Raw genomic sequence first — 22,053 nt, 5'->3', positions numbered from 1 at the left:
GGAGCCTCATAGCATGGTTGGAACGAAGCCGGTCGCGCGCGGTGGATTGACGGAATCGGCGGCCCTGCGGCTGCGGGAGATGATCGTCGACGGCACCCTGCCGCCGGGCCAGAGCCTCAACGAACGGCTGCTGTGCGCCGAGCTCGGCGTGTCGCGCACGCCGCTGCGCGAGGCGCTGCGCTGGCTGGCCGGCGAGGGGCTGGTGACGATGCCGGCCAACCGCGGCGCCGTGGTGGCCGATCCCACGGCCGAGGAGCTGCGCTGCGCCTTCGACGTGCTGGGCGCGCTGGAGGGGCTGAGCGGCGAGCTGGCCTGCGTCCACGCCACGCCGCTCGACCTCGAGGCGCTGCGCGCGCTGGGCGGCACGATGCAGACCGCGTTCGAGCGCGACGACCCGCCGGCCTACGACCAGGCCTACCGCGACCTGCACGACCGGCTGGACACGGCGGCCGGCAATCCCGAGCTGACCCGCATCCGGCGCGCGCTGGAGGACCGGCTGGCCGCCGCGCGCTACCGCACCACCCGCGACCGCGCCAAGTGGCAGCGCGCGGTGGAGGACCACGCCGGCCTGGTCGAGAAGCTGGCGGCGCGCGACGCCGCCGCGGCGCGGCGCCTGCTGGTGGCGCATGTCGGGCGCGAACGCGACGCGGCGGTGTCGCGGGCGGCGACGAAGAAGCGGGCGGCGGCGTGGCGGCGGAAGAGGAAGGACGCGGCGTGAGAGGCGCCGAGTAGGAGCTGGTGGATCAGATGCACACCGACACGCCCCGTATGAGCGATCAAGAGGTTGCGGCGGCGAAGCGTCGTGATCGGAACGCGCGCGCCAGCCTCGCCATCGAAGGGTCGCACGCCACGCCGGAGCAGGACGCGATGTTCGAAGCGTTCAATGAACAGCGCATACCGCACGACGAGCGGCGGAAATTTCTCGCCCAACGGGCGCGTAGACGCGCCGCCAAGCGAGGCGAACCTTGATGTCCAGTCACGCGGAGGACCGAGAGCCGGCCCCCAAGAGAACAACCTGTGGTTGGTTGCTGGCCCTGCGATGCCCGTCTATGCGAGGATCACGCAAGTGGGTGTGTGCGCCGACGACTCGATGACGGTTTACCGGGGCGCCACGTATGCCTTGAGAAGATTTCTGGGGACGATCCGCCCCAGGGCGATCGACAACCGGCGTCGATGCCGGTAACATCCTTGGACGTCGGAGATTAGCGACTATGAACGAGCGTCCCATCGGAATCGACCTGTTCGCCGGCGCGGGCGGCATGAGCCTCGGTTTCGAGCAGGCCGGGTTCGACGTGGCCGCCGCCGTTGAAATCGACCCGATCCACGGCGCCGTCCACAAATTCAACTTCCCCGAGACAGCCGTCCTCGCCCGGTCGGTCGTCGGCCTGACCGCCGCGGAGATCCGGAAGGCGGCGAAGATCGGCGGCCGTCGCGTCGATTGCGTGTTCGGCGGGCCGCCGTGCCAGGGATTCTCGCTGATCGGGCATCGCGTGCTCGACGATCCACGCAACAGCCTCGTGCTCGAGTTCGTCCGCCTGGTCGCCGAGCTCGACGCGCGCACGTTCGTCTTCGAGAACGTCAAAGGACTCACCGTCGGGAGCCACAAGGCGTTCCTGCACGAGTTGGTCGCCACCTTCGACGGCCTGGGCTACGAGGTCCGTCTTCCGTGGCGCGTGCTCGACGCCGCGCGGTACGGCGTGCCGCAGCATCGCGAGCGCCTGATCCTGTTCGGCGCGAAGAAGGGCACGCCGCTTCCCGACTACCCCGCGCCATCGACAAATCCAGCGGGCGACAGGAAGCCCATCGCCGGCCTCCCGGTCGGACCGACCTGCCTCGACGCCATCGGCGATCTCCCGGATGCCGATCGGTACGACGCGCTGCTCGAGACCGACGGGGTGGCGCCCGACGCGTTCGGTGCGCCATCGCCGTACGCCGCCCAGTTGCGGTGTCTCGGCAACGACGCGTGGCACTTCGGATATCCGCGCGCATGGAACCCGGCCGTGCTGACGTCGAGCGCGCGCACGACGCACACCGATATCTCGCGACGGCGGTTCGCGGAGGTCGCGCCGGGAAATGTCGAACCGATCAGCCGTTTCTTCAAGCTCGCGCCGGATGGACTCTCGAACACGCTCCGCGCGGGAACCGATGGCGCCCGTGGCGCCTTCACCAGCCCGCGACCGATCCACTACGAGCACGCGCGCTGCGTGACCGTGCGCGAGATGGCCCGCCTGCACGGCTTCCCCGACTGGTTCCGCCTGCACGCCACAAAGTGGCACGGCGCGCGTCAGATCGGCAACGCGGTGCCACCGCCGCTGGCGCGAGCAATCGCGAACGGAGTGTTGGAAGGTCTAGGCATTCGACCGAAGCGGTCAAACATGCTTGTAAAGCTTGCCTCCACCGACCTTCTCTACTTCGAGATGTCGGAAGCGGCAATGTACTTCGGAGTCGAACCACTGAACGGGCGCCGTGATCGCAAGAGCGGCGCAAAAAAGAGGAAGCAGCAACAGATCGAGAATGCGCGAAGCAGCGTGCGTGCTGTCGCGTAGAGAACGCCACCGTCGACGAACGGAGCAAACTGATGGCTGTGAGCAAATTGAAGCGCTATCAAGCAATTATCGAGGACATCTTTGGGCGCCTACACAAAGGTCAGGCAGATTTCGTTTTTCATCGCGACGAGATCGGCGTCAGCGCCAAGAATGTCGACGTAAAACCACCGAAAAACTACGGTGATCTTGTTTACTATTTCAGATATCGAAAGAAGCTCCCACAATCAATCCTTGATCATCAAGCTCCAGATATGCATTGGCTTATCCTTGGAGCTGGAGACGCTATGTATCGATTCCGACAAAGTAATGTTGCATATATTTATCCAAACAAGGGGCTTCTAGTTAGGAAGATTCCAGACTCTACGCCCGAGATAATTGGTCACTATGCGCTGTCTGATGAGCAAGCTCTCCTTGCGAAGATCCGATACAATCGTCTGATTGATACCTTTCTCGGCATCACCGCGTACTCCCTGCAAAATCACCTTCGTACAAAGATTAGCAACTACGGACAAATTGAAATTGATGAGCTCTACATTGGAGTTGATGCGCGCGGTGCGCAGTACATTGTACCTGTGCAAGCCAAGGGCGGAAAAGACATTCTCGGCGTGATTCAAACGATTCAGGATACGGTGTTTTGCCAGAGTGTTCCGCGCTATGCCAATTGCGTGCTGCGACCCGTTTCGGCACAGTTCATGCCCAATGATGTCATTGCAATGTTCGAGTTGTTGTTTGACGGAAATGACGTGTCGATCGTGCGCGAGCAACACTACCGACTTACCGATGCCAGCGCGATCACAGCAACGGATCTATCGACATATAAGCTCCCATAGGCGTGTGCTCACAGTATCGCCTCATCCCGGCCACAAGAGGTAGCCGCTAGTGCATGATCGAGTTCGCCGTCGTGTCGTGGCGTGCGAGAGCCGTCGGATGCTACGAAGTCATTTGGCGACGCAACTACCCGCAAGGAATGGCGCTTGAGCGCTTCGGATGACGTCATTGCGCTGGCATCGCTATCTGCTCTTCTTACGTTTCCCGCTTTCGCGTCCTTAATTTTCCCATTCTCAGCGGCGAGGCCCCCCGCGTGACTCTCCCCCGCCGCCTCCTCACATCGGCCTCCACCCTCGCCGCCCTCCTCTGCGCCGCGCCGGCCGCCGCGCAGTACCCCGGCCCCATCGCCGTGGCGGCCGACGCCGATCTGATCGCGGTCTACAGCCAGCACGTCGAAAAACGCCTGCTGCGGCTGCGCTTCGACCGCGCCGCCGGCACCGCGGCGTTCGCGCCGTTCGGGCCGCTGGGCGCCGCCACCTTCGCGGTCGGACCCAAGGGCGCGTTCACCGTGCACGTCGCGCCGCACGCGCCGGACGACGGCACGCCGACGGCGCATCTCTTCCTGCTCGACGAGGCCGGCCGGCCGGTCGGCAAGCCCGTGCCCAGCGGCATCGGCGAGGTCGCGGGGCTGGCGGTGGCGCCGAAGGGCGACTGGGTCGCGGTCGGCAATCCGCATGGCTGGATGGCGACGTTCGCGGTCGAGGGCGGTGGCGCCGGCCGGCGGTTGCTGCCGCGGTCGGTGTTCGGCGTCTCGCCGCAGCGCGCCTACGGCTTCGGCTTCCGGCCCGAGGGCGGGCTGATGGTGGTGGCCGACGACTGGGTGGCGCGCTTCCGCGGGATGGACGGCGCGGTCCAGCGCGTGATCGACCTGAAGCCGCTCAACAAGGAGCTGACCGTCGCCCGGTACGACGAGAACGCGATGTTCAAGCTGGCCGTGGCGCCGGCCGGCGGGCGGTTCGCCATCACTTACGGCGGCGGTCCGTTCGCGACGGCGGTTTTCGACGCTGCGGGGCGGCGGGTCCAACCCAAGGGCAGGGAGCCGGCGGAGCACCACCTGCTGGCCAGCGGCGCCACCTTCACGACGTCCGGCGACGCGGTGCTGCTGTACGGCATGGAGGCGCCGGCGATCCTGCGGCTGGCGCCGCCGCTCCTCGCGAAGTTCGGCGACCAGGAGAATTACGCCAGCCACATCGTGGCGCTGGCCGGCGGACGCGGGATCGCCAGCTTTGACGGCGACGACAGGGCGACGCTGTGGTCGGGCGCCGGCAAGCGGCTGGTGGGGCCGGCGGGGTTCGAGAACTACGCGCTGGGCGAGGCGGCCGCCGGCGCCGACGACGAGGCGATCGTCGCGGCGGAGCGCGGCGGCTGGGTCGACCTGTTCACCCGGCAGGGCAAGTTCGTCCGCCGCGTCCAGACCGGCGCGGGGGGCAGCTACGGCGCCACGGCGCTGCCGGCCGACGGATCGATGGTGGCGGCGTTCGCCTCGGCGACGCTCGGGCTGGTGGCGCCGTCGGGTGCGCCGGCGTGGATCGCGGCGCATTCGCGGTACGGGCTGCAGGATTTCCACGTCGCGTTCTCGGCCGACGGGACGCGCATCGCCGCCGCCGGGCCGGGCAACGAGCTGCGGAGCTGGCCGCGGGCCGGCGGGGCGGCCGTCGCGTTCACGCTGGTCGACGGCGAGGCGAAGCCGATGCGGGTCATGGGCCTGGCGGTGTCGACCGCGGGCGACGTGATCGCGGTGGCCGACGAGCGGCCGGCGGTGTGGCTGGCGTATCCCGCCGACAAGCGCGTGGTCAGGACCGCGCTGCCGGCCGGCACGCGCAGCGTCGCGGCGCTGCCGGCGGGCGCGGGCTTCGCGGTCGGGCTGGTCGACGGCACGGTGGTGCGCGTCGGCCGCGACGGCGTCCTCGCCGGCGCGCCGCTGAAGGCGTCGGAGATCGGCGCGGTCGGGCGCATCGTCGTGGCGCCGGACGGCGGCAGCCTGATCGTGGTCGAGGGCGACGAGATCTCGGCGCGGCACCTCGACTGGGACGGCAAGGTCGTGGCCGGGCCGGTCCGGGCGACGCGGGTGGAGCGCATTCGCGCGGCGTTCTTCGAGGACGGAAAGCCGGTGCTGGTGGTGTCGCGCGACAACACCGACGCCGGCGCCGACGACTGGTTGCGCCTCGTCGACCTCGCCACGTCGGGCGCGCGCCCGGTGCGCAATTTCGAGCGGGCGAAGCCGTAGGCCGCCGGGCGGTGGCAGCGGCGTCGCGCCGCGCCTCGCCGTCATCGCGACGATCACCCTGTCATCGCGAGCACCATCCTGTCATCCCGAGCATGGCGAGGGATCCAGGAGCGGTGCCTGGATCCCTCGCCATGCTCGGGATGACATGTGGTGGTGAGACGACGGATCCGGCGGCACCCCGCCGCGACGACCCCACGCCGCCGCCGTGCCCGCCTTGTCGCAACGACCGCGCCGTCGCCACGGCCAAGCGCTGTCGTGCCAACCGCATTGTCGAACCGACCCCGCTGTCATTCCAAGCGCGGCGAGGAATCCTTCCGCCGCGGAAAGATCCCTCGCTGCGCTCGGAATGACGAATAGCTCGGAATGACGAATAGCTCGGAATGACGAATAACGCGGAATGACGAATAGTTCGGAATGACGGAGAGGCAGGGTCGGCGGAAGCGCCCCGCGTCAGAATTGCTGCTGTTGCAGCCAGGCGCAGGCCTGCTGGTTGCGGTCGAGCTGGCAGGACGTGTTCGCGCGCAGCAGCGTGACGTAATAGTTGCAGACGTTGGGATCGCCGCCGTAGCAGTTCATGCCCATCTGGTAGAGCCGGCAGGCCGTCGCGAAGCCCCGGATCTCGCACGAGTTCTTGTGGTAGGGCACGCAGTTCTCGAGCCGGCCCGTTGTGATGCACGCGGCCTCGAGGTTCTGGCTGGCGGGCGGCCGCGCGCAGGCCAGCGGCCGGCCCCACTGGTCGCGTCCGCACGGCGCCTCGGGATCGTACTGCGCCGACGCGGGGATCGACGCGAGCGCCGCGGCGAGCGCCAGCAGCACGGACAGGACGAGGCGCTGGATCGTCGCCATGTGGGCGGTCTCCCGGGATACGGGCGGGCGACGGCGTCGCGCGCGGAGGCATCGCACCACCTTCCGGGGTTCCGCTCAACCCGGATTCCGCGCGGCGGCCGACGCGCCGACAATCGTCTGGCGCCGGCCGGTGGCGCGCGGCTAGATATCCGGAGCGAAGACACGGGAGAGGCGGCGACGATGGCACTCAAGCGACGCGCGGCGGCGGCGTTCCTCGCGATCGGACTCGCCGCGGCCGGGGCCTCCGGCGGCGACGCCGGCGCGCAGGGCCCGGCCGGCGGCTTCCCGTTCGAGGCGCGCTCGTGGGGCGGCATCGTGCGGGCGGCCCCGGGCATGGGGTCGGCGGCGATCGCGACGCTGGCGGAGCGCGAGCCGATCACGGTGCTGGAGGTGTCGAACGCGCCGGACCACAACGGCAGCCCGTGGTTCAAGATCCGCTTCCGCGGCCGGACCGGCTACCACTGGGGCGGCATCATCTGCCCGATCGGCGCCAAGGTGGCGGGCACGTTCGAGGTCTGCGACTGACGGCGCCGGCGGCGGCTTGACCGTGGCGATGCTCGACTCTAAAATGAGCGAGTATTCACACGGAGATGCACAATGCCGATCACCGCCCCCACGCCGATCCTGATGTCCGGGTCCGTCGGCGGACCCGGCGCCGCCAACCGCGCCGCCGACGTGAGCGCCGTGCAGGGCAAGCTGATGGCGATCCGCGAGACCTCGAGCTGGGAGGGCGTGCCGCTGCGCGGCCAGAGCTACGCCGGGCTGGGGCCGCGCGGCGAGATCTCGCGCATGCCCACCGGCGTCTGCGACGACATCACGGTGGGCTGGATCAAGGAGTTCCAGAGCCTGTTCATGAAGACGCCGGACGGCGTGATCTCGCCCGGCGGCACGACGCACAAGTTCATGAACGGCTGGGCGCTCAGCCCGGTCAACGCCGGGGTCAACTTCAACACGCCGCAGCTCAAGACGGCGTGGATGATCCTCTCGCCGCTGCTGCCGGCGCAGAGCAAATGCACCTCGGCCTACCGCTCGGCCGCCGACCAGCAGCGCATCATCGACAACATGTGGACCGTCACCTACGCCGCCGAGCTGCGGACGCGGCTGGGGGCGCGCTACGACACGATCGGCGCCATGACCGGCGACGCGCGCTACGCGGCGATGGTCACCGAGCTGCGCGCCATCGGCCAGCAGGTGGCGCGGCCCGGCACCAGCCCGCACCAGAAGGGCAAGGCGATCGACATCGGCGGGCCGGCCGACGCCGAGCAGGTGCGGGTCGCCACCATGGTCGCCGGCGCCAATTCGACGCTCTACAACGGCACGATCCTGAAGGAGCGCAACGGCTGCGTGCACGTCGAGATCCGCTGACCGGCCCCGTCGGCGGCGGGCGCGCGCCCGCCCTCGTCCATCCCGCACGCCGCGCCAGCGGCCGAGGCGCACCGCCGGCCCGCTTCCGCCAGCCGCCGGACGCGCCCCGGCGCGCCGCCGCTTCCAGCGGCGGCTGATGATGTGGTATGTCTCCCGCAATGAAAACGTCCTAGGGGGACAACGACCATGACCACCAAGCTGGGCCGCCGCGCCGCCGTCGCCGGGGCCGCCGGCCTCCTCGCCGCCCCGGGTATCGCGCGCGCGCAGGCATGGCCCGAACGGCCGATCACCTTCCTCAATCCGTTCCCGGCCGGCGGCGGCACCGACGTGTTCGCCCGCCCGATCGCCGCCCAGCTCAGCGAGCAGCTCAAGCAGCAGGTCATCATCGACAACAAGGGCGGCGCCGGCGGCACGCTCGGCGCCTCGCTGGCGGCCAAGGCCAAGCCCGACGGCTACATGTTCTTCGTCGGCGCCACCCACCACACCATCGCGCCCAACATCTACAAGACGCTGGACTACGACCTCGAGCAGGCGTTCGAGCCGATCACCATGCTGGCGCTGGTGCCGCAGGTGGTGTCGATCAACCCCACCCGGGTGCCGGTCAAGACCATGGCCGAGTTCCTCGACTACGTGCGCAAGAACCCCGGCAAGGTGAACTACGCCTCGCCCGGCGCCGGCACCGCGCACCACTACGCCGGCGAGCTGTTCAAGCTGCTGACCAAGACCAACATCGTGCACGTGCCGTTCAAGGGCGCCGGCCCCGCGATGAACGACCTGCTGGCCGGCCAGGTCGACATGATGTTCGACGGCATGGGCACCTCGGCGTCGCAGATCAAGGCCGGCAAGCTGCGCGGCCTGGCCGTGGCGACGCAGAAGCGCGTGACCGAGTTCCCCGATATCCCGACGGCCGCCGAGGCCGGCGTGCCGGGCTGGGAGGTGGCGACGTGGTACGGGCTGTGGGCCATCAAGGGCACGCCGGCGCCGATCGTCGAGCGCATGTACACCGAGGTGGTGGCGGCGCTGAAGACCGAGAAGATGGTCCGCATCTGGACCGAGCAGTCGGCGCAGGCCGGCGGCGAGTCGCGCGCCGACTTCGCCAAGCGCATCCGCTCGGACATCGAGAAGTGGGCGCGGGTGACCAAGGAAGCCGACATCAAGGCTTAGGCCGCTCGCAGGCGGCTCCGGGGTGACCAAGGAAGCCGACATCAAGGCGTAGGCCGCCCGCAGGCGGCTCCGGGGTGACCAAGGAAGCCGACATCAAGGCTTAGGCCGCCGGACGGCGGCTCTGCGGGCGACGAAGGAAGCCGACATCAAGGCTTAGGCCGCCCGCGGGCGGCTCCGGGGTGACCAAGGAAGCCGACACCAAGGCGTAGCGGCACCGCGGCCGGGCGCGTGACCACGGACACCGATACCAGGGCGTAGCGGCGCGGGCGGACGTGGTCCGCCGGCGGCTACGCCATCGCCAGGTCGTCGCGGTGGATCAGCTCGTCGGGGCCGCGCCAGCCCAGCGCGGCCTCGATGTCGGCGCTCTTGCGGCCGGCGATGCGGCGGGCGTCCTCGGCGGCGTAGGCGACGAGACCGCGCGCCAGGGTGCGGCCGGCCTTGTCGCGCACCAGCACCGGCGCGCCGACCGCGAACTCGCCCTCGACCGCCACCACGCCGGCCGGCAGCAGGCTCTTGCCGGCGCCCAGCGCGCGCGCGGCGCCGTCGTCGACCACCAGCGCGCCGGCGGGCTTGAGCGTGCCGGCGATCCAGCGCTTGCGCGCGGCGTCGGGCTTGGCCGCCGGCAGGAACCAGGTGCAGCGCGCCGCGCCGTCGAGCAGCGCCGCCAAGGGATGCGCCGGGCGGCCGTCGACGATCGCCATGCGGCAGCCCGCCGCCATGGCGATGCGCGCCGCCATCAGCTTGGTGACCATGCCGCCGTTGCTGAGCTCGCTCTGCGCAACGCCGGCCATCGCCTCGATCTCGGGCGTGAGCTTGCGCACCTCCGGGATGAAGCGCGCGTCGGGATCGCGCCTCGGGTCGGCGCTGTAGAGCCCGTCGATGTCGGAGAACAGGACGAGCGTGTCGGCGCTGGTCATCTCGGCCACGCGCGCCGCAAGCCGGTCGTTGTCGCCGAAGCGGATCTCGGCGGTGGCGACGGTGTCGTTCTCGTTGATCACCGGCACCGCGCCCTGCTCCAGCAGCGTGGTCGTCGTGCGGCGCGCGTTGAGGTAGCGGTCGCGCGACTCGCTGTCCTCCAGCGTCAGCAGCAGCTGCGCGGCGACGATGCCGTGGCGCGCCAGCGTGCGGCTCCACGCGGCGGCGAGGTCGATCTGGCCGACGGCGGCGGCGGCCTGCTTCTGCTCCAGCCGCAGCGCGCCGCGCGGCAGCGCCAGCCGCGCGCGGCCCAGCCGGATGGCGCCGGACGACACCACGATGATCTCCGCGCCGGCGGCGCGCAGGCGCGCGACGTCGTCGGCCAGAGCGTCGAGCCAGTCCTGGCGCACCGCGCCCGACGCCTCGTCGACGATCAGCGACGAGCCGATCTTGAGGACGAGACGTCTGGCGCCGGCGAGACGCCTGTCGCCGCGCGTGGTCACGGACGCCGCCTCCCGGCGGGCGCGTTGTCGTCGACGCGGCCGGTGCGCGGCGCGAGGGGAAGCGGGCCACGCCCGGCGCGCGACGGCGAATCCGGCGACGGCACAGGTCGCGGCACATCGGCGGCGAGATGCGACGTCGGCGCCACCGAACGCACGCCGCGCGCGACCACGCGCAGCGCGGGCGGCGTATCGCGGCGCGTCGTCATCGCGACGCTCCGTCCACGGCGCGGCGCGGTGGCACCCCCCACCCCGACCCTCCCCCACAAGGGGGGAGGGAGCATGAGGTCGGGCGCGCGATCGCGCGTGCATCCACTCCTGATGTCCTGGCGACGTGGACACGATGCCCTCTTCCCCCCTCCCCCCTTGTGGGGGAGGGCCGGGGTGGGGGGTCGCGGTGCCGGCTATGAACGCGCATGGTCACGGCGAGGCTTCCTCGCGCAGCAGGGCGTCGCGCGCGGCGGGCGACTCCTTGGCGCGGCGGGTGTCGGCGATCTTGCGCAGCAGGCGCAGCACCGGCGGCAGGCCGATGCCGGTGGCGCCGGAGATCGCGTGCACCGCGCGCCGGCTGGCGCGGGCCAGCAGCGCGCGCTTGCGCTCGATCTCCTCGGGCGTCAGCGCGTCGACCTTGTTGAGCGCGAGGATCTCCTTCTTGCGCGCCAGCCCGCCGCCATAGGCCTTGAGCTCGGCGCGCACGGTGCGCCACGCGCCGACCACGTCGTCCTGGGTGGCGTCGACGAGATGCAGCAGCGCGCCGCAGCGCTCGATGTGGCCGAGGAAGCGCGTGCCCAGCCCGGCGCCCTCGCTGGCGCCCTCGATCAGGCCCGGGATGTCGGCGATCACGAACTCGCCGTCGTCGACCGTCACGACGCCGAGGTTGGGATGCAGCGTCGTGAACGGATAGGCGGCGATCTTCGGCTTGGCGCGCGAGGTGGCGGCGAGGAAGGTCGACTTGCCGGCGTTGGGCAGCCCGACCAGGCCGATGTCGGCGATCAGCTTCAGCCGCAGCCAGATCCACATCTCCTTGGCGTCGCCGCCCGGTCCGAAGCGGCGCGGCGCGCGGTTGGTCGCGGATTTGTAGCGCGTGTTGCCGGCGCCGCCCTCGCCGCCCGGCAGCAGCACGACGCGCTGGCCGATCCGCGTGAGATCGGCGAGCAGCGTCTCGCCGTCCTCGGCCAGCACCTGCGTGCCGCGCGGCAGGCGCAGGACGACGTCCTCGCCGCGGCCGCCGGTGCGGTCGCGGCCCATGCCGTGGTGCCCGCGCTCGGCCTTGAAGTGCTGGGCGTAGCGGTAGTCGATCAGCGTGTTCAGGTTGTCGACCACCTCGATCACGATGTCGCCGCCGCGCCCGCCGTCGCCGCCGTCCGGGCCGCCGAACTCGATGAATTTCTCGCGCCGGAAGCTGCACGCGCCGGCGCCGCCCGCGCCGCTGCGGACGAACACCTTGGCCTGATCGAGGAACTTCATGGCGGCGACCGGAACGGATGTGTTTGGGTGGAGACTACGCGGGACATATGGGGACTGGCGGGGCGTCGTGCCGGGCGGAGGGCCGCCCGCGTCCACAAAAAGCAAAAGGGGGAATGGCGAGCCATTCCCCCTCGTGATCCCGAAGCGCGGGGAAAGGCTATTCGGCCGCCATGGCGGCCGGGGCCGGCTGCACGCTGACGAAGACCTTGCCGCCCGACTTGGTGGCGAACTTCACCTTGCCGTCGACGAGGGCGAACAGCGTGTGGTCGCGGCCGACGCCGACGTTGACGCCGGCGGCCATCTTGGTGCCGCGCTGGCGCACCAGCACGTTGCCGGCGAGCACGGCCTGGTCGCCGAACCGCTTGACGCCGAGGCGCTTGCTCTCGGAGTCGCGGCCGTTACGCGACGAGCCGCCCGCTTTCTTGTGTGCCATGACCGATACTCCAGAATTCCAAGCCGCCGGGCGAAGGCCTCAGGCGACGATGCTCTCGATCTTGACCTTCGTCATGAGCTGACGATGGCCGTTCTTGCGCCGCGAGTTCTGGCGGCGCCGCTTCTTGAACACGAGGATGGTGCGGCCCTTGTGCTGCTCGACGATCGACGCCGTCACTTTGGCGCCGGCCACGGTCGGCGCGCCGACCTTGAGGCCGCCCTCGCCGCCAACGGCGAGCACGTCGCCGAACTCCACCGAGGTGCCGGCCTCGCCGGTCAGGCGGTCGACCAGGACCACGTCGTCGGCGGCCACGCGGTACTGCTTGCCGCCGGTGCGAATCACCGCATACATCGTCATCACCCTGTCCGGGGGCGGTCGGCGGCGCGCGAAGGCGGTGGCCGGAGTACCCCAAAAACGTTCGAAGGCGGGTCTCGGCCCGCCCTCCGTCGCGGCGCGCAATATACGCACCGCCGCCGCCGAGTCAACGCCGGCGCGGCCGCCATCGGGTGCCGCGGCCATCGCCGCCGCCAAGGCTGAAATTCGACAATTCCGTGTTGTTTCACAATCGGTTGAGACTCGCGGGGACGGGGCGTTAGGGGTCGCGAAGGCGGCGACACCCGAGGTCGCGGCGACTATACTTCCCGCCTGAGAAGCGTCGAACGAGGAGATGGCACGGGCATGGGCGGGCTGGCGGTACCTCGGCGCCCGGTGTTCGCGCGGCTCGACGGGTTCTCCGAGGCGGCGTTGAGCGCCTTCCTGCCGACGTCCTCCAGCCAACACGTCCAGATCGGACAGGGACGCCTCCGGGGCGAGATCGGGCTCCTTCCGTTGGATCGGGCCGCGATCCGGCGTGTCAATTTCACCGTCGACATGCGCTTCGCCGCGACGCTCCAGCCGGACGCCGTCAATCTGGTGTTCCCGAACCGGACGCCGGCCGGCGCGCGCGTCCTGGGCGCCCCGGTGCGGCAGGGGATGGTGCTGGCCGTCGACGCCGGCACATCCACCGACGCGCGGGTGGGCGCCGGGATCGACTGGATCGGGCTGCGGCTTCCCCGCGCCGATTTCCAGAGGGCATGGTCCGCCCTGTCGAGGCGCGATCCGCCATGGCGGAGAGGTTTCCTCGCGACGTCGCCGCCGGACGCTGCCGGCGCGGCCCTGGCCGACACGCTGGCGGCGGTGGACGCCTTCGCGCGCCGGACTCCGGCGCTGTTCGACGATCCGGTCTGGCGGCGCAACGTCGAACGGGCCGTGGCCGACCGGTATGTGACGACGCTGATGGCCGGCGTCGAAGCCGCCGCGGCGAGGCGCGAGGACGGACCGGTCGCCAACGCGATGAGCGTCGTCCGCGCGGTGGACGGCCTCCTCGACGCCGCGGCGGAACCGGCGCGCAACATCACCGGGATCTGCATCGCCCTGGGGATCGGGCGCCGGACGCTGGAACGGGCGTTCGCCGACGTCCTCGGCGTCGGGCCGAAGGAGTACCTCCAACTGCGCGCGTTGCGGGCGGCGCGCGAGGATCTGCTCGACCCCGCCGTGATCGACGAGACCGTCACGACCGTCGCGATCCGGCACGGCTTCTGGCACCTCGGCCGGTTCTCGGTGAACTACCACGCGCTTTTCGCGGAGACGCCGAGCGAGACGCGCCGGCGGACGGTCGAACGGGCGCGTCCAGCGCGGATCGCGACGTGGTTCGACATGGGGACCCCGGCGCGTGGCCGCGCCGACGCCCGCTCGCGCGGCGCCGCGCGCCGGCCCAGCGGTGAAAATCGAAGGGCGTGTCGCAGAACGGATAGCGCCCGCGCGCCACCGTCCATAGTTTCGCGCCGCGAGGTCGATGGACCGCGGCGGGATCTTCGGCCCGCGCGACCCGGCCGCGCCTTGGTGACGACGCGTCCGCGGAGACACGATGCGATATGCTGGCAAGCGGGGGATCGCGATGCTCGCCGCGATGGCGGCGGTGTCGGCGGCGCTCGACGCGCGGGCCCAGGAACCCGCCTCGCCCACGCCGCCGGGCTGGAGCGTCCGCGTCACGCCGTACCTCTGGGCCGCCGGGCTCAAGGGAAAGGTGGCCTCGACATCGCTCCTGCCGCCCAGCAAGGTGGACGCGTCGTTCAGCGACATCATGAACCATTTCGATTTCGGGATGATGATGGCGACCGAGGTGCGCTACCAGCGCTACGCCATGATCCTCGACGTCATGTACATGGATCTGGGCGCCAAGGAGTCGCGCAACGGTCCGCTCGTGCAGCAGCTCAGCGCCGATCTGCGGTCGTGGACCGTGACGGCGGCGGCGGCGTACCGCTTCTACGAGGACGAGAAGGCGATCACGGTCGACGGCTTCGTCGGCGGCCGGTTCTGGTCGCAGCGACAGGAGCTGAAGGCGGCGCCGCTATTGGCCGTGAAGACGACGGAGAGCTGGGTCGACGCCATCGTCGGCGCGACCCTGCGGATACCGGTGGGCGGCGATTTCGCGGTTCGCGGGACGTTCGACGTGGGCGCCGGCGGTTCCGACCTGACATGGCAGGCGCTGGGGACCGTGCAGTACCGGAGCGGCCGGATGACGTTCGAGGTCGGCTACCGCCATCTCTACGACAAGTACCGGAACGGCGCGTTCCTCTACAAGGCGGACATGTCGGGACCGATCGTCGGCGGCGGCTACCGCTTCTAACGGCGGCGCGGTTCCAGTACGATTCGAGGACGAGATCGGCCCGGCAGGGCATCGAGGAGGGCGGAGCATGAGCGGGAAGGCGAAGGGCGCGGAGGCGCGGTCGCGGCGCGAGTTCATGGCGTTGACGGCGGGCGTCGCGGCGCTGCCGCTGGCCGGCCTGGGACCGGTCCACGAGGCGCGGGCGCAGAGCGGCGCGCCCCCGGCGGCGCCGGCGATCGGCCGCGCGGCGTCCGCGCCCAACATCGTGTTCGTGTTCACCGACCAGGAACGCCACTTCCCGAAATGGCCGACGGGCCTGTCGCTGCCGGGCCACGAGCGCCTGATGCGCTCGGGCACGACGTTCACGTCGCACTACTGCCCGGCGACGATGTGCACGTCGTCGCGCTCGGTGCTGATCTCCGGTCTGCAGACGCCGGACAACGGCATGTTCGAGAACCTCGACGTGCCGTGGATGCGCGACCTGCCGGTGAAGAATCCGACCGTCGGCCACATGCTGCGCAAGGCCGGGTACTACACGGTGTACAAGGGCAAGTGGCACCTCTCCCGCGCGTTCCACACCGAGAAGATCGAGAAGCTCCTCACCGAGGAGATGGAGAAGTACGGCTTCGCCGACTGCTTCTCGCCCGGCGACGTCATCGGCCACACGCTGGGCGGCTACAGCTTCGACCACCTCACGACGGCGAGCGCCATCAACTGGCTGCGCACCAAGGGCCGGCCGATGGCCGACGAGGGCAAGCCGTGGTGCATGTACATGAGCCTCGTGAACCCGCACGACATCATGTACTTCAACACCGACCGGCCGGACCAGCGCGTCCAGGACAATGGCAGGTTGTTGTCGCACGCCGCCCGCGCCCCCGCCCACCAGCTCTACGCGGCGACTTGGGATCTGCCGGTCGCGCCGACCCTGAAGGAGCCGCTGGACGCGCCGGGCCGCCCGGGGGCGCACCGCGAGTTCGACCGGATCTGGGACCACGTGCTGGGCAACATCCCGCTCGAGGAGGAGCGCTGGCGGCGGTTCAACGACTACTACGTCAACTGCATCCGCGCCGTGGACCAGCAGATCGCCGATCTGCAGCGCGAGCTCGACGCGCTCAACCTGTCGCAGCGCACGATCATCGTGTTCACCTCCGACCACGGCGAGATGGCCGGCGCGCACGGGCTGCGCGGCAAGGGGCCGTTCGCCTACGAGGAGGAGCTGCACCTGCCGATGCACATCGTGCATCCCGACGTGGCGGGCGGTCAGACCTGCGCCTCGCTCACGAGCCACATCGACCTCGTGCCGACGATCCTCTCCATGGCGGGGCTGAAGCCGGAGCGCGCCGCCGAGGTCGCCGGACGCAAGCTGCCGGGCAAGGATCTGGCGCCGCTGCTGTCGCGGCCGGGCGCGCAGGGCAAGCACGCGGCGCGCGAGGCGGCGCTGTTCACCTACAGCGGGCTGGGCACCAACGACGCCGGCGCGTTCGAGTTCGCGCTGAAGGCGATGGCCGCCGGCAAGAACGCGATGGAGGAAGCCAAGCGGACCGGATTCAAGCCGGACCTCAAGAAGCGCGGCACGGTGCGCAGCGCGTTCGACGGCCGCTATCGCTTCACCCGGTACTTCGCGCCGGTCGAGCGCAACCGGCCGACCACGATCGACGAGCTGTTCCGGCACAACGACGTCGAGCTGTTCGACCACCAGACCGACCCCGGCGAGACCCGCAACCTTGGCGCTGGACCGCGCCGCCAACGCCGGCGCGATCATGGCGATGAACGCCAAGCTCGAGGCCGTGATCAAGGACGAGATCGGCGTCGACGACGGGCGCGAGATGCCGGACATCCCCAACATCACGTGGGGCATCTCCAAGGTCGACCTGTAGGCGCCGGCCGGCGCGCGGGGGCGGCGGTCGCGGACGCGGCCGGCACCCCGCGCCGAGCCCTTGCCCGGCCGGCGGGCCGTCTATATAACCCGCTCGCCGTCGACGAACCCGGTGTCTGTCCCGTCAGGGATCCCGGAGGGGTGCCAGAGTGGTCGATTGGGACAGTCTCGAAAACTGTTGTGCTCGCAAGGGTACCGTGGGTTCGAATCCCACCCCCTCCGCCATCCGCCGCGCCGCCATCGATCCGTAGCGGGCCCGCGATGGAAACCTTCGCCGTCCTGATCGCCGTGTTCGGCGTGTTCTTCCCGGCGCTGATCCTGCCGGGACCGGATTTCGTCGCCGTGGTGCGCGCCTCGATGACGCGCGGCACGGCGGCCGGGCTGCTGACGACCATCGGCGTGTCGACCGGCCTGGGATTCTACGCGACGCTGAGCCTGCTGGGCCTGTCGGCGATCCTCGTCGAATACCAGTGGCTGACCTGGGCGGTGCGCGTGCTGGGCGGCGGCTACCTGGTCTATCTCGGCATCAAGCTGGTGCGCGCCAAGCCCGCCGTCATCGAGATCGACGTCGATCCCGCGGCGGCGGGCGCGCGCGGATGCGCGGGGGCAATTCGCTACTGTTCGGCTTCCTCGTCACGCTGACCACTCCCAAGGCGATCGTGCTGTTCGCCTGCGTGTTCGCGACGGCGGTTCCGGCCGGACCCGCGGATTAGATCCCCGCCGCCTTGTACTTGTCGAAGCGGACCCGGATGCCGTGCTGGTAGGCAGAGGACGGCGCGTTGAACCAGCCTTTGTTCCGACCCATCACCTGATCGCTCAAGGCGTTGGCATAGGCCTCGGGCTGGCCGGCATGCATGAAGGGCAGGGCGGCGGCAAAATGCGCCACGGTACCGATGAACAGCTTGGCGCCGGACTCCAGACTTTCGCTCGAACGGAAGCAGGCGATTTGCCAGACCCGCAGCTTGCCTGGGCCGGCCAAGTTCTTGTCAGTGTCGAAAAAGGCGAGCGGATTGCCCGGCCGCAGCCGCTTTTGCGCCGCGACATAGGCCTCCGCCTCCTTCTCCGGCATGTCATCCGGCGTCTGCATGCGGTAGTGCCACTCGCTTTCCGGCCGCGCCGTCTTGATGCCGGCCAGGTTCCAGTTGTGGCAGGCCTGGCCATCGACCCCCTTGAAGGTCTCGACACCCCATTGGCCCAACAGCACGCAGACCGCGTCCTGCGAAGCCGGTCCCTTCATGTACCCTGCGCCCCAGACGCGGCGGATGGCGGCGGCGACGTCCTTGGCCGTGGCCGGCGTGTGCAACCGGGCCTTCTCGAACGGCTCCAGCGGCTTGGGCGCGCGTCCGCGTTTTGTCTCGTCGAGCTTGGCGCCCTCGACCTCCGCCTCCCGCGGCGTGCGCGAGAAGTGCAGCAGTTCGTCGACCATGACGTGCTCCCATACCGGCCGCGATTCCCATCGCGACGCGGGCGGCATGGTCTGCCGGATCGAGGGACTGCGCAAGCAGCAGCGCCTGGACCGGCGGAAGAAGGACCAGACCGAGAAGCGTCCGGGCGTCGACAAGGACCAGGACGGCCCGGAGGGCGACCAAAGCGACCGCGAGTAGCGCATCGCGCCGGCCCTCCCAGCCGCCGTCACTAGCGCGGCCAGGAGGGCCGGTAACGCCCTTGGGCCGCGGACCCAATCCGCCGCGACCATGCTTCGCGCGCGGGGCGTGGCGCGATGTCGTGCGCCGCGGCAGAATGACGGGACGGCGCGACGCGCCGCGTTCCACCCCCTCGCGGACCGACCATGGAAACCTTCGCCGTCCTGATCGCCGTGTTCGGCGTGTTCATCCCGGCGCTGATCCTGCCGGGGCCGGATTTCGTCGCGGTGGTGCGCGCCTCGATGACGCGCGGCACGACGGCCGGGCTGCTGACGACCATCGGCGTGTCGGCCGGGCTGGGATTCTACGCGACGCTGAGCCTGCTGGGGCTGTCGGCGATCCTCGTCGAATACCAGTGGCTGACCTGGGCGGTGCGCGTGCTGGGCGGCGGCTATCTGATCTATCTCGGCATCAAGCTGGTGCGCGCCAAGCCCGCCGTCATCGAGATCGACGTGGCGGGCGACGGCGCGGCGCGCCGGCCGGCCGGCAACGCGCTGCTGTTCGGCTTCCTCGTCACGCTGACCAACCCCAAGGCGATCGTGCTGTTCGCCAGCGTGTTCGCGACGGCGGTGACGCCGGCGACGCCGGGCTGGTTGATGGCGCTGATGATCGGGCTGGTCGTCGCCAGCGCGCTGGTCTGGTACGCGATCGTGTCGCTGTTCATGTCGTCGGCGCCGGTGGTGCGGCGGTTCGCGGACGCGCGCCACTGGATCGAGCGCGCCGCCGGCGTCTGCTTCATCGCCATCGGCGGGCGGATCCTGATGGACGCGAGGAATCCGGTGGCGCCGTAGGTGCGCGCGGCGCGCGTGACGGATCGGATCTCGGCTCTTGTAGCGATCGCTACATTTCTGTAGATGACCTGTAGCACTCGCTACAAGAGGACACCTCATGCCCGATCCGACGACTATCGCCGCCCGCCTGCCGCTGCGGCCCGCGCAGCTCGCGGCGCTGGCCGCCCTCGGCGTCGCGTTCTGGTTGGCCGGCGCCCTGACGTGCCGCGTCCTCGGCCCCATGGGCGTCTACGAAGGTCTCGCCCGGATCGTCCTCTACGCGCTCGTCGTGCCCGGCACGGTGCCGTTGATCCTGGTCGCCCGGCGCGCGGCGAAACTGGAACCGGATCGGATCGCGCTCGGCGTCGCCGTCATGACCGCGGTGGCGACGCTGCTCGACGGCGTGGCGCTGGCCTGGTTCCCGGCGCTGTATGGCGCGGACCTCCCTCAGGTGGCCGGCGCGGGCGCCGTGATCCTCTGGGGCGGCGGCGTCGGATTGGCGCTGGGCTGCGTCATGAACAGGACGACGCGCTCATGACCTCCGGCGCGGCGGCAACGCCGCGTCGCAGACGTCGCCAAGGCCGAGGCTGTTGAGCAGGACCATGCCCTCCAGCATGACGAACAGCCGGGCCGCGTCGGCCGCGCGCTGGCGCGGCGTGGCGCTGTCGAGCTGGGCGGCGCCCCACGCGAGGAAGCCGCGCCCCAGCCGCTCGCCGATGGCGCGGTGGAACGGATCGCCGCGGGCCGCCAGGGCGGCGACCTCCAGCCACAGCCGCATGTAGGGCCGCATGGCGTCGGCCAGCAGGATCCGGCGTAGCCGCGGCAGCAGCCGGTCGAACGGCAGCGGCGCCGGCGCGGCGGCGGCGTCGAGCACCGCGACCAGGCGCTGCGATATCCGCTCGAGCGCGGCGGCGACGATCTCCGTCTTGTCCTTGAAATAGTAGAGCAGCATGCGGTCGCTCGTGCCGGCGGCGTCGGCCAGCGGCCGCAGGCTGGACGCCGACAGGCCCTCGGCCAGCACGAAATCGGCGAGCCGGTCGACGATGGCGGCGCGGCGGTCTTCGGATTTGTTCACGGTCGGACCGGCCGGATTCAGGGGTGGATCAAGGGCCTCTCATTTCGCATGGATATCCACCGCCGCGGAAGCCGGTCGCGCACCATGCCCGGCTGGACTCCAGCGGATCAGGGCCGCAAGAAGTCGGGACGCCGGTGGTTCGGCGCGCGGGGACGACCGAGATGTCGATCAGGACGCTGATGGCCCTCCTCCTCGCGCTGGCCGCGTCCGTCGCGGCGCCGGCGGCGGCGGAGACGTTGCCGCCGGTCGAGACGCTCAAGGCGCGGATCGGCGCGGCGCCATCCGTGGTGCGCGTGTACGAGCCGCATCTGTCGACGGCGGCGGCGCCGGTCGCGGTCGCGTACGTCGGCTATCCGGCGGAACTCGTGCTGGCGGCGCTGTTCGGCGCGGAATGGCGGAGCAAGGCGGCGACGATCGAGTTCCACGCGCTGGACGGCTACGTCTCGCGGGTGCCGGCGGCGCGGTTCGCCCCGGGCAAGGCGTTCATCGTGTTCGCGCGCGCTGACGGGCGGCCGTTCACGGTCGACAACGTCGCCCAGAACGAGCGCGACGTGCCGCTGGGCCCCTACTACCTCGTGTGGGAGAACGTCGCCGACGCCGCGGCGCGCGCGGAGGGCGCGCGCCACTGGCCGTACCAGGTGACGGAGATCGTGCCATCGACGGCGTCGGATTCGGTGCTGACGCCGCCGGGACTCGATCCGCGGCTGCGCGGCGGCGCCGCGCTGGCGGCGACGCATTGCCTGAGCTGCCACCAGGTCAACGGCTATGGCGGGCGCAAATTCCCCGCCAACCTCGCGGAGATCGCCAGGGCGATGGAGGAGCCGGATTTCACCGCCTGGCTGCTGGCGCCGTCGTCGCGGCGCAAGGACACCACCATGCCGGCGCTGGCGCCGCGCCTGCCCGAGGCCGAGCGCCGGCGCGTGGCGCGGGCGCTGTTCGAGTATCTGCGGGGCGTGCCTGTGGTGGAGTGAGGGCTACGGCGACAACCTATGCCGTGTCTCGCGTCGCTTCTTCATCGCGGTCGCCGGACGACGGAGTGGACACTGTGTCGATGAACGCTTGATCTTCGGCCCCGTGGGCACTGGCCGCCACCGCCAGTGACTGGCGATGGGCCTCGGCGCGGAAGCCGGGCGCCCGGACGTCCGGCACCCAGATCTCAACGGGTCGCAAACCCTGACTACGCAAGCGCGCTCGCGACGTCCGCGTCGTCGGACAAGATGGATTTCGGATCGATTTCGAAATCATGCTGGCCTCCTACGAGGTAGCTCCATCGCTCGGAGACTGCGCCGTCCTGTAGAACGGCTTCCGCCCCCGCACCGGATCGAGCAGCGACCAGTCGCCCTGCTCGACCTCGTGGCCCTTGGGGAAGGGCGGGCGCGGCTCCATGTCGAGCGAGCGCATCACGCGGTCGTCGCGGTAGTAGCAGAGCAGCACCACGCGCGTGAGCGCCGCCACCGGCGCGCCGCGCTCCCCGCGCAGCGCCTCGGCGGCGTCCTTGCGGGCCGGCGGATCGAGATCGGCGAAGCGCCGGCCGCCGGCCAGCTCCACCAGCCGCGCCAGCGCGCGCCTGATGTCGTCGCGGTCGCGCTCGAGGCTGCGGACGATGTCGGCGAAGATGAGATCGTCGTCGGCGCCGGGCACGCCGTAGCGGGCGCTGGCCGGGATGATGGCGGCCGATATGGCGCGCAGATCGCGGATCTCGTCGTCGGTGAGGCCGTGGCCGGCGTCGGTCGGGGTGGCGGTCATGGCTG

At 70.5% G+C, this 22,053-nt stretch carries 22 protein-coding genes, 1 tRNA gene and 2 pseudogenes; 16 read left to right on the top strand and 9 right to left on the bottom strand.

Going from position 1 to position 22,053, the window contains the following annotated elements:
• Positions 1 to 13 precede the first annotated feature (13 nt).
• From IPK81_15570 to IPK81_15550, 5 genes are all read left to right on the top strand, one after another.
• Complete coding sequence (locus IPK81_15570) at positions 14 to 718, top strand: GntR family transcriptional regulator (GenBank protein QQS11021.1); 705 nt, start codon at positions 14 to 16, stop codon at positions 716 to 718.
• A 20-nt stretch (positions 719 to 738) separates the two neighbouring features.
• Positions 739 to 969: a hypothetical protein gene (locus IPK81_15565; protein QQS11020.1), complete on the top strand. Its 231-nt coding sequence runs from the start codon at positions 739 to 741 to the stop codon at positions 967 to 969.
• 242 nt (positions 970 to 1,211) lie between these two features.
• The gene (locus tag IPK81_15560) at positions 1,212 to 2,546 is read left to right on the top strand and encodes a DNA cytosine methyltransferase (protein ID QQS11019.1); all 1,335 of its coding nucleotides are present in this window, start codon (positions 1,212 to 1,214) and stop codon (positions 2,544 to 2,546) included.
• 32 nt (positions 2,547 to 2,578) lie between these two features.
• Positions 2,579 to 3,376, top strand: a complete 798-nt coding sequence (locus IPK81_15555) for an endonuclease (GenBank protein ID QQS11018.1) — start codon at positions 2,579 to 2,581, stop codon at positions 3,374 to 3,376.
• Between the two features lie 251 nt (positions 3,377 to 3,627).
• Positions 3,628 to 5,601 (top strand): hypothetical protein, encoded by a 1,974-nt coding sequence (locus IPK81_15550; protein ID QQS11017.1) that lies wholly within the window; start codon positions 3,628 to 3,630, stop codon positions 5,599 to 5,601.
• Between the two features lie 450 nt (positions 5,602 to 6,051).
• Here the strand turns inward: IPK81_15550 and IPK81_15545 are convergent, their stop codons facing one another.
• Complete coding sequence (locus IPK81_15545; protein QQS11016.1) at positions 6,052 to 6,447, bottom strand: hypothetical protein; 396 nt, start codon at positions 6,445 to 6,447, stop codon at positions 6,052 to 6,054.
• A gap of 180 nt (positions 6,448 to 6,627) precedes the next feature.
• On the opposite strand from IPK81_15545, the gene IPK81_15540 reads away from it, so the two are divergent.
• The 3 genes from IPK81_15540 (at position 6,628) to IPK81_15530 (ending at position 8,976) form a co-directional block, all read left to right on the top strand.
• Positions 6,628 to 6,972 (top strand): SH3 domain-containing protein, encoded by a 345-nt coding sequence (locus IPK81_15540; protein QQS11015.1) that lies wholly within the window; start codon positions 6,628 to 6,630, stop codon positions 6,970 to 6,972.
• A 72-nt stretch (positions 6,973 to 7,044) separates the two neighbouring features.
• Positions 7,045 to 7,812 (top strand): D-alanyl-D-alanine carboxypeptidase family protein, encoded by a 768-nt coding sequence (locus IPK81_15535; protein ID QQS11014.1) that lies wholly within the window; start codon positions 7,045 to 7,047, stop codon positions 7,810 to 7,812.
• A gap of 186 nt (positions 7,813 to 7,998) precedes the next feature.
• Positions 7,999 to 8,976 (top strand): tripartite tricarboxylate transporter substrate binding protein, encoded by a 978-nt coding sequence (locus IPK81_15530; protein QQS11013.1) that lies wholly within the window; start codon positions 7,999 to 8,001, stop codon positions 8,974 to 8,976.
• 287 nt (positions 8,977 to 9,263) lie between these two features.
• On the opposite strand, the gene IPK81_15525 is transcribed toward IPK81_15530, so the two are convergent.
• From IPK81_15525 to rplU, 4 genes are all read right to left on the bottom strand, one after another.
• A complete protein-coding gene (locus IPK81_15525; GenBank protein ID QQS15138.1) occupies positions 9,264 to 10,703 on the bottom strand; it encodes a glutamate 5-kinase in 1,440 nt (479 codons plus the stop codon).
• 108 nt (positions 10,704 to 10,811) lie between these two features.
• Complete coding sequence (gene obgE, locus IPK81_15520; protein ID QQS11012.1) at positions 10,812 to 11,858, bottom strand: GTPase ObgE; 1,047 nt, start codon at positions 11,856 to 11,858, stop codon at positions 10,812 to 10,814.
• A 157-nt stretch (positions 11,859 to 12,015) separates the two neighbouring features.
• The gene (rpmA, locus tag IPK81_15515; protein QQS11011.1) at positions 12,016 to 12,291 is read right to left on the bottom strand and encodes a 50S ribosomal protein L27; all 276 of its coding nucleotides are present in this window, start codon (positions 12,289 to 12,291) and stop codon (positions 12,016 to 12,018) included.
• A gap of 39 nt (positions 12,292 to 12,330) precedes the next feature.
• Positions 12,331 to 12,642: a 50S ribosomal protein L21 gene (gene rplU, locus IPK81_15510; protein ID QQS15137.1), complete on the bottom strand. Its 312-nt coding sequence runs from the start codon at positions 12,640 to 12,642 to the stop codon at positions 12,331 to 12,333.
• 327 nt (positions 12,643 to 12,969) lie between these two features.
• Here rplU and IPK81_15505 point away from each other — a divergent pair, with 327 nt between their 5' ends.
• From IPK81_15505 to IPK81_15490, 4 genes and pseudogenes are all read left to right on the top strand, one after another.
• Entirely contained in the window at positions 12,970 to 15,030 is a 2,061-nt protein-coding gene (locus tag IPK81_15505) for a helix-turn-helix domain-containing protein (GenBank protein ID QQS15136.1), read from the top strand.
• Positions 15,027 to 16,815, top strand: a pseudogene (locus tag IPK81_15500) (sulfatase-like hydrolase/transferase). Before IPK81_15505 ends, IPK81_15500 begins: the two are co-directional and overlap by 4 nt.
• Before the next feature lie 134 nt (positions 16,816 to 16,949).
• Positions 16,950 to 17,039, top strand: a tRNA-Ser gene (locus IPK81_15495).
• A 36-nt stretch (positions 17,040 to 17,075) separates the two neighbouring features.
• Positions 17,076 to 17,527: pseudogene (locus IPK81_15490) on the top strand (LysE family translocator).
• Here IPK81_15490 and IPK81_15485 read toward each other — a convergent pair.
• A complete protein-coding gene (locus tag IPK81_15485) occupies positions 17,524 to 18,240 on the bottom strand; it encodes a hypothetical protein (protein ID QQS11010.1) in 717 nt (238 codons plus the stop codon). The pseudogene IPK81_15490 and the gene IPK81_15485 overlap by 4 nt on opposite strands.
• On the opposite strand from IPK81_15485, the gene IPK81_15480 reads away from it, so the two are divergent.
• The 3 genes from IPK81_15480 to IPK81_15470 all read left to right on the top strand — a co-directional run bounded on the left by IPK81_15480 (position 18,239) and on the right by IPK81_15470 (position 19,765).
• On the top strand, positions 18,239 to 18,418 hold the full coding sequence (locus IPK81_15480) for a hypothetical protein (GenBank protein QQS11009.1): 180 nt from the start codon (positions 18,239 to 18,241) through the stop codon (positions 18,416 to 18,418). The two genes, IPK81_15485 and IPK81_15480, sit on opposite strands and share 2 nt — an antisense overlap.
• Before the next feature lie 185 nt (positions 18,419 to 18,603).
• The gene (locus tag IPK81_15475; GenBank protein QQS11008.1) at positions 18,604 to 19,248 is read left to right on the top strand and encodes a LysE family transporter; all 645 of its coding nucleotides are present in this window, start codon (positions 18,604 to 18,606) and stop codon (positions 19,246 to 19,248) included.
• 97 nt (positions 19,249 to 19,345) lie between these two features.
• On the top strand, positions 19,346 to 19,765 hold the full coding sequence (locus IPK81_15470; GenBank protein QQS11007.1) for a hypothetical protein: 420 nt from the start codon (positions 19,346 to 19,348) through the stop codon (positions 19,763 to 19,765).
• Here the strand turns inward: IPK81_15470 and IPK81_15465 are convergent.
• Positions 19,760 to 20,302: a TetR/AcrR family transcriptional regulator gene (locus IPK81_15465; GenBank protein QQS11006.1), complete on the bottom strand. Its 543-nt coding sequence runs from the start codon at positions 20,300 to 20,302 to the stop codon at positions 19,760 to 19,762. The two genes, IPK81_15470 and IPK81_15465, sit on opposite strands and share 6 nt — an antisense overlap.
• Before the next feature lie 161 nt (positions 20,303 to 20,463).
• Here IPK81_15465 and IPK81_15460 point away from each other — a divergent pair, with 161 nt between their 5' ends.
• Positions 20,464 to 21,273, top strand: a complete 810-nt coding sequence (locus tag IPK81_15460) for a cytochrome c family protein (GenBank protein ID QQS11005.1) — start codon at positions 20,464 to 20,466, stop codon at positions 21,271 to 21,273.
• 16 nt (positions 21,274 to 21,289) lie between these two features.
• Here the strand turns inward: IPK81_15460 and IPK81_15455 are convergent, their stop codons facing one another.
• Both IPK81_15455 and IPK81_15450 read right to left on the bottom strand, forming a co-directional pair.
• A complete protein-coding gene (locus IPK81_15455; GenBank protein QQS11004.1) occupies positions 21,290 to 21,547 on the bottom strand; it encodes an antitoxin MazE family protein in 258 nt (85 codons plus the stop codon).
• Positions 21,548 to 21,556: 9 nt separating this feature from the next.
• Entirely contained in the window at positions 21,557 to 22,048 is a 492-nt protein-coding gene (locus tag IPK81_15450; protein ID QQS11003.1) for a hypothetical protein, read from the bottom strand.
• Positions 22,049 to 22,053: the final 5 nt, after the last annotated feature.

Source organism: Rhodospirillales bacterium (assembly GCA_016699855.1).
Lineage (GTDB): Bacteria > Pseudomonadota > Alphaproteobacteria > Reyranellales > Reyranellaceae.
Note: the sequence above shows the minus strand (reverse complement) of the source record. Positions and strands in the feature narration are given on the sequence as shown.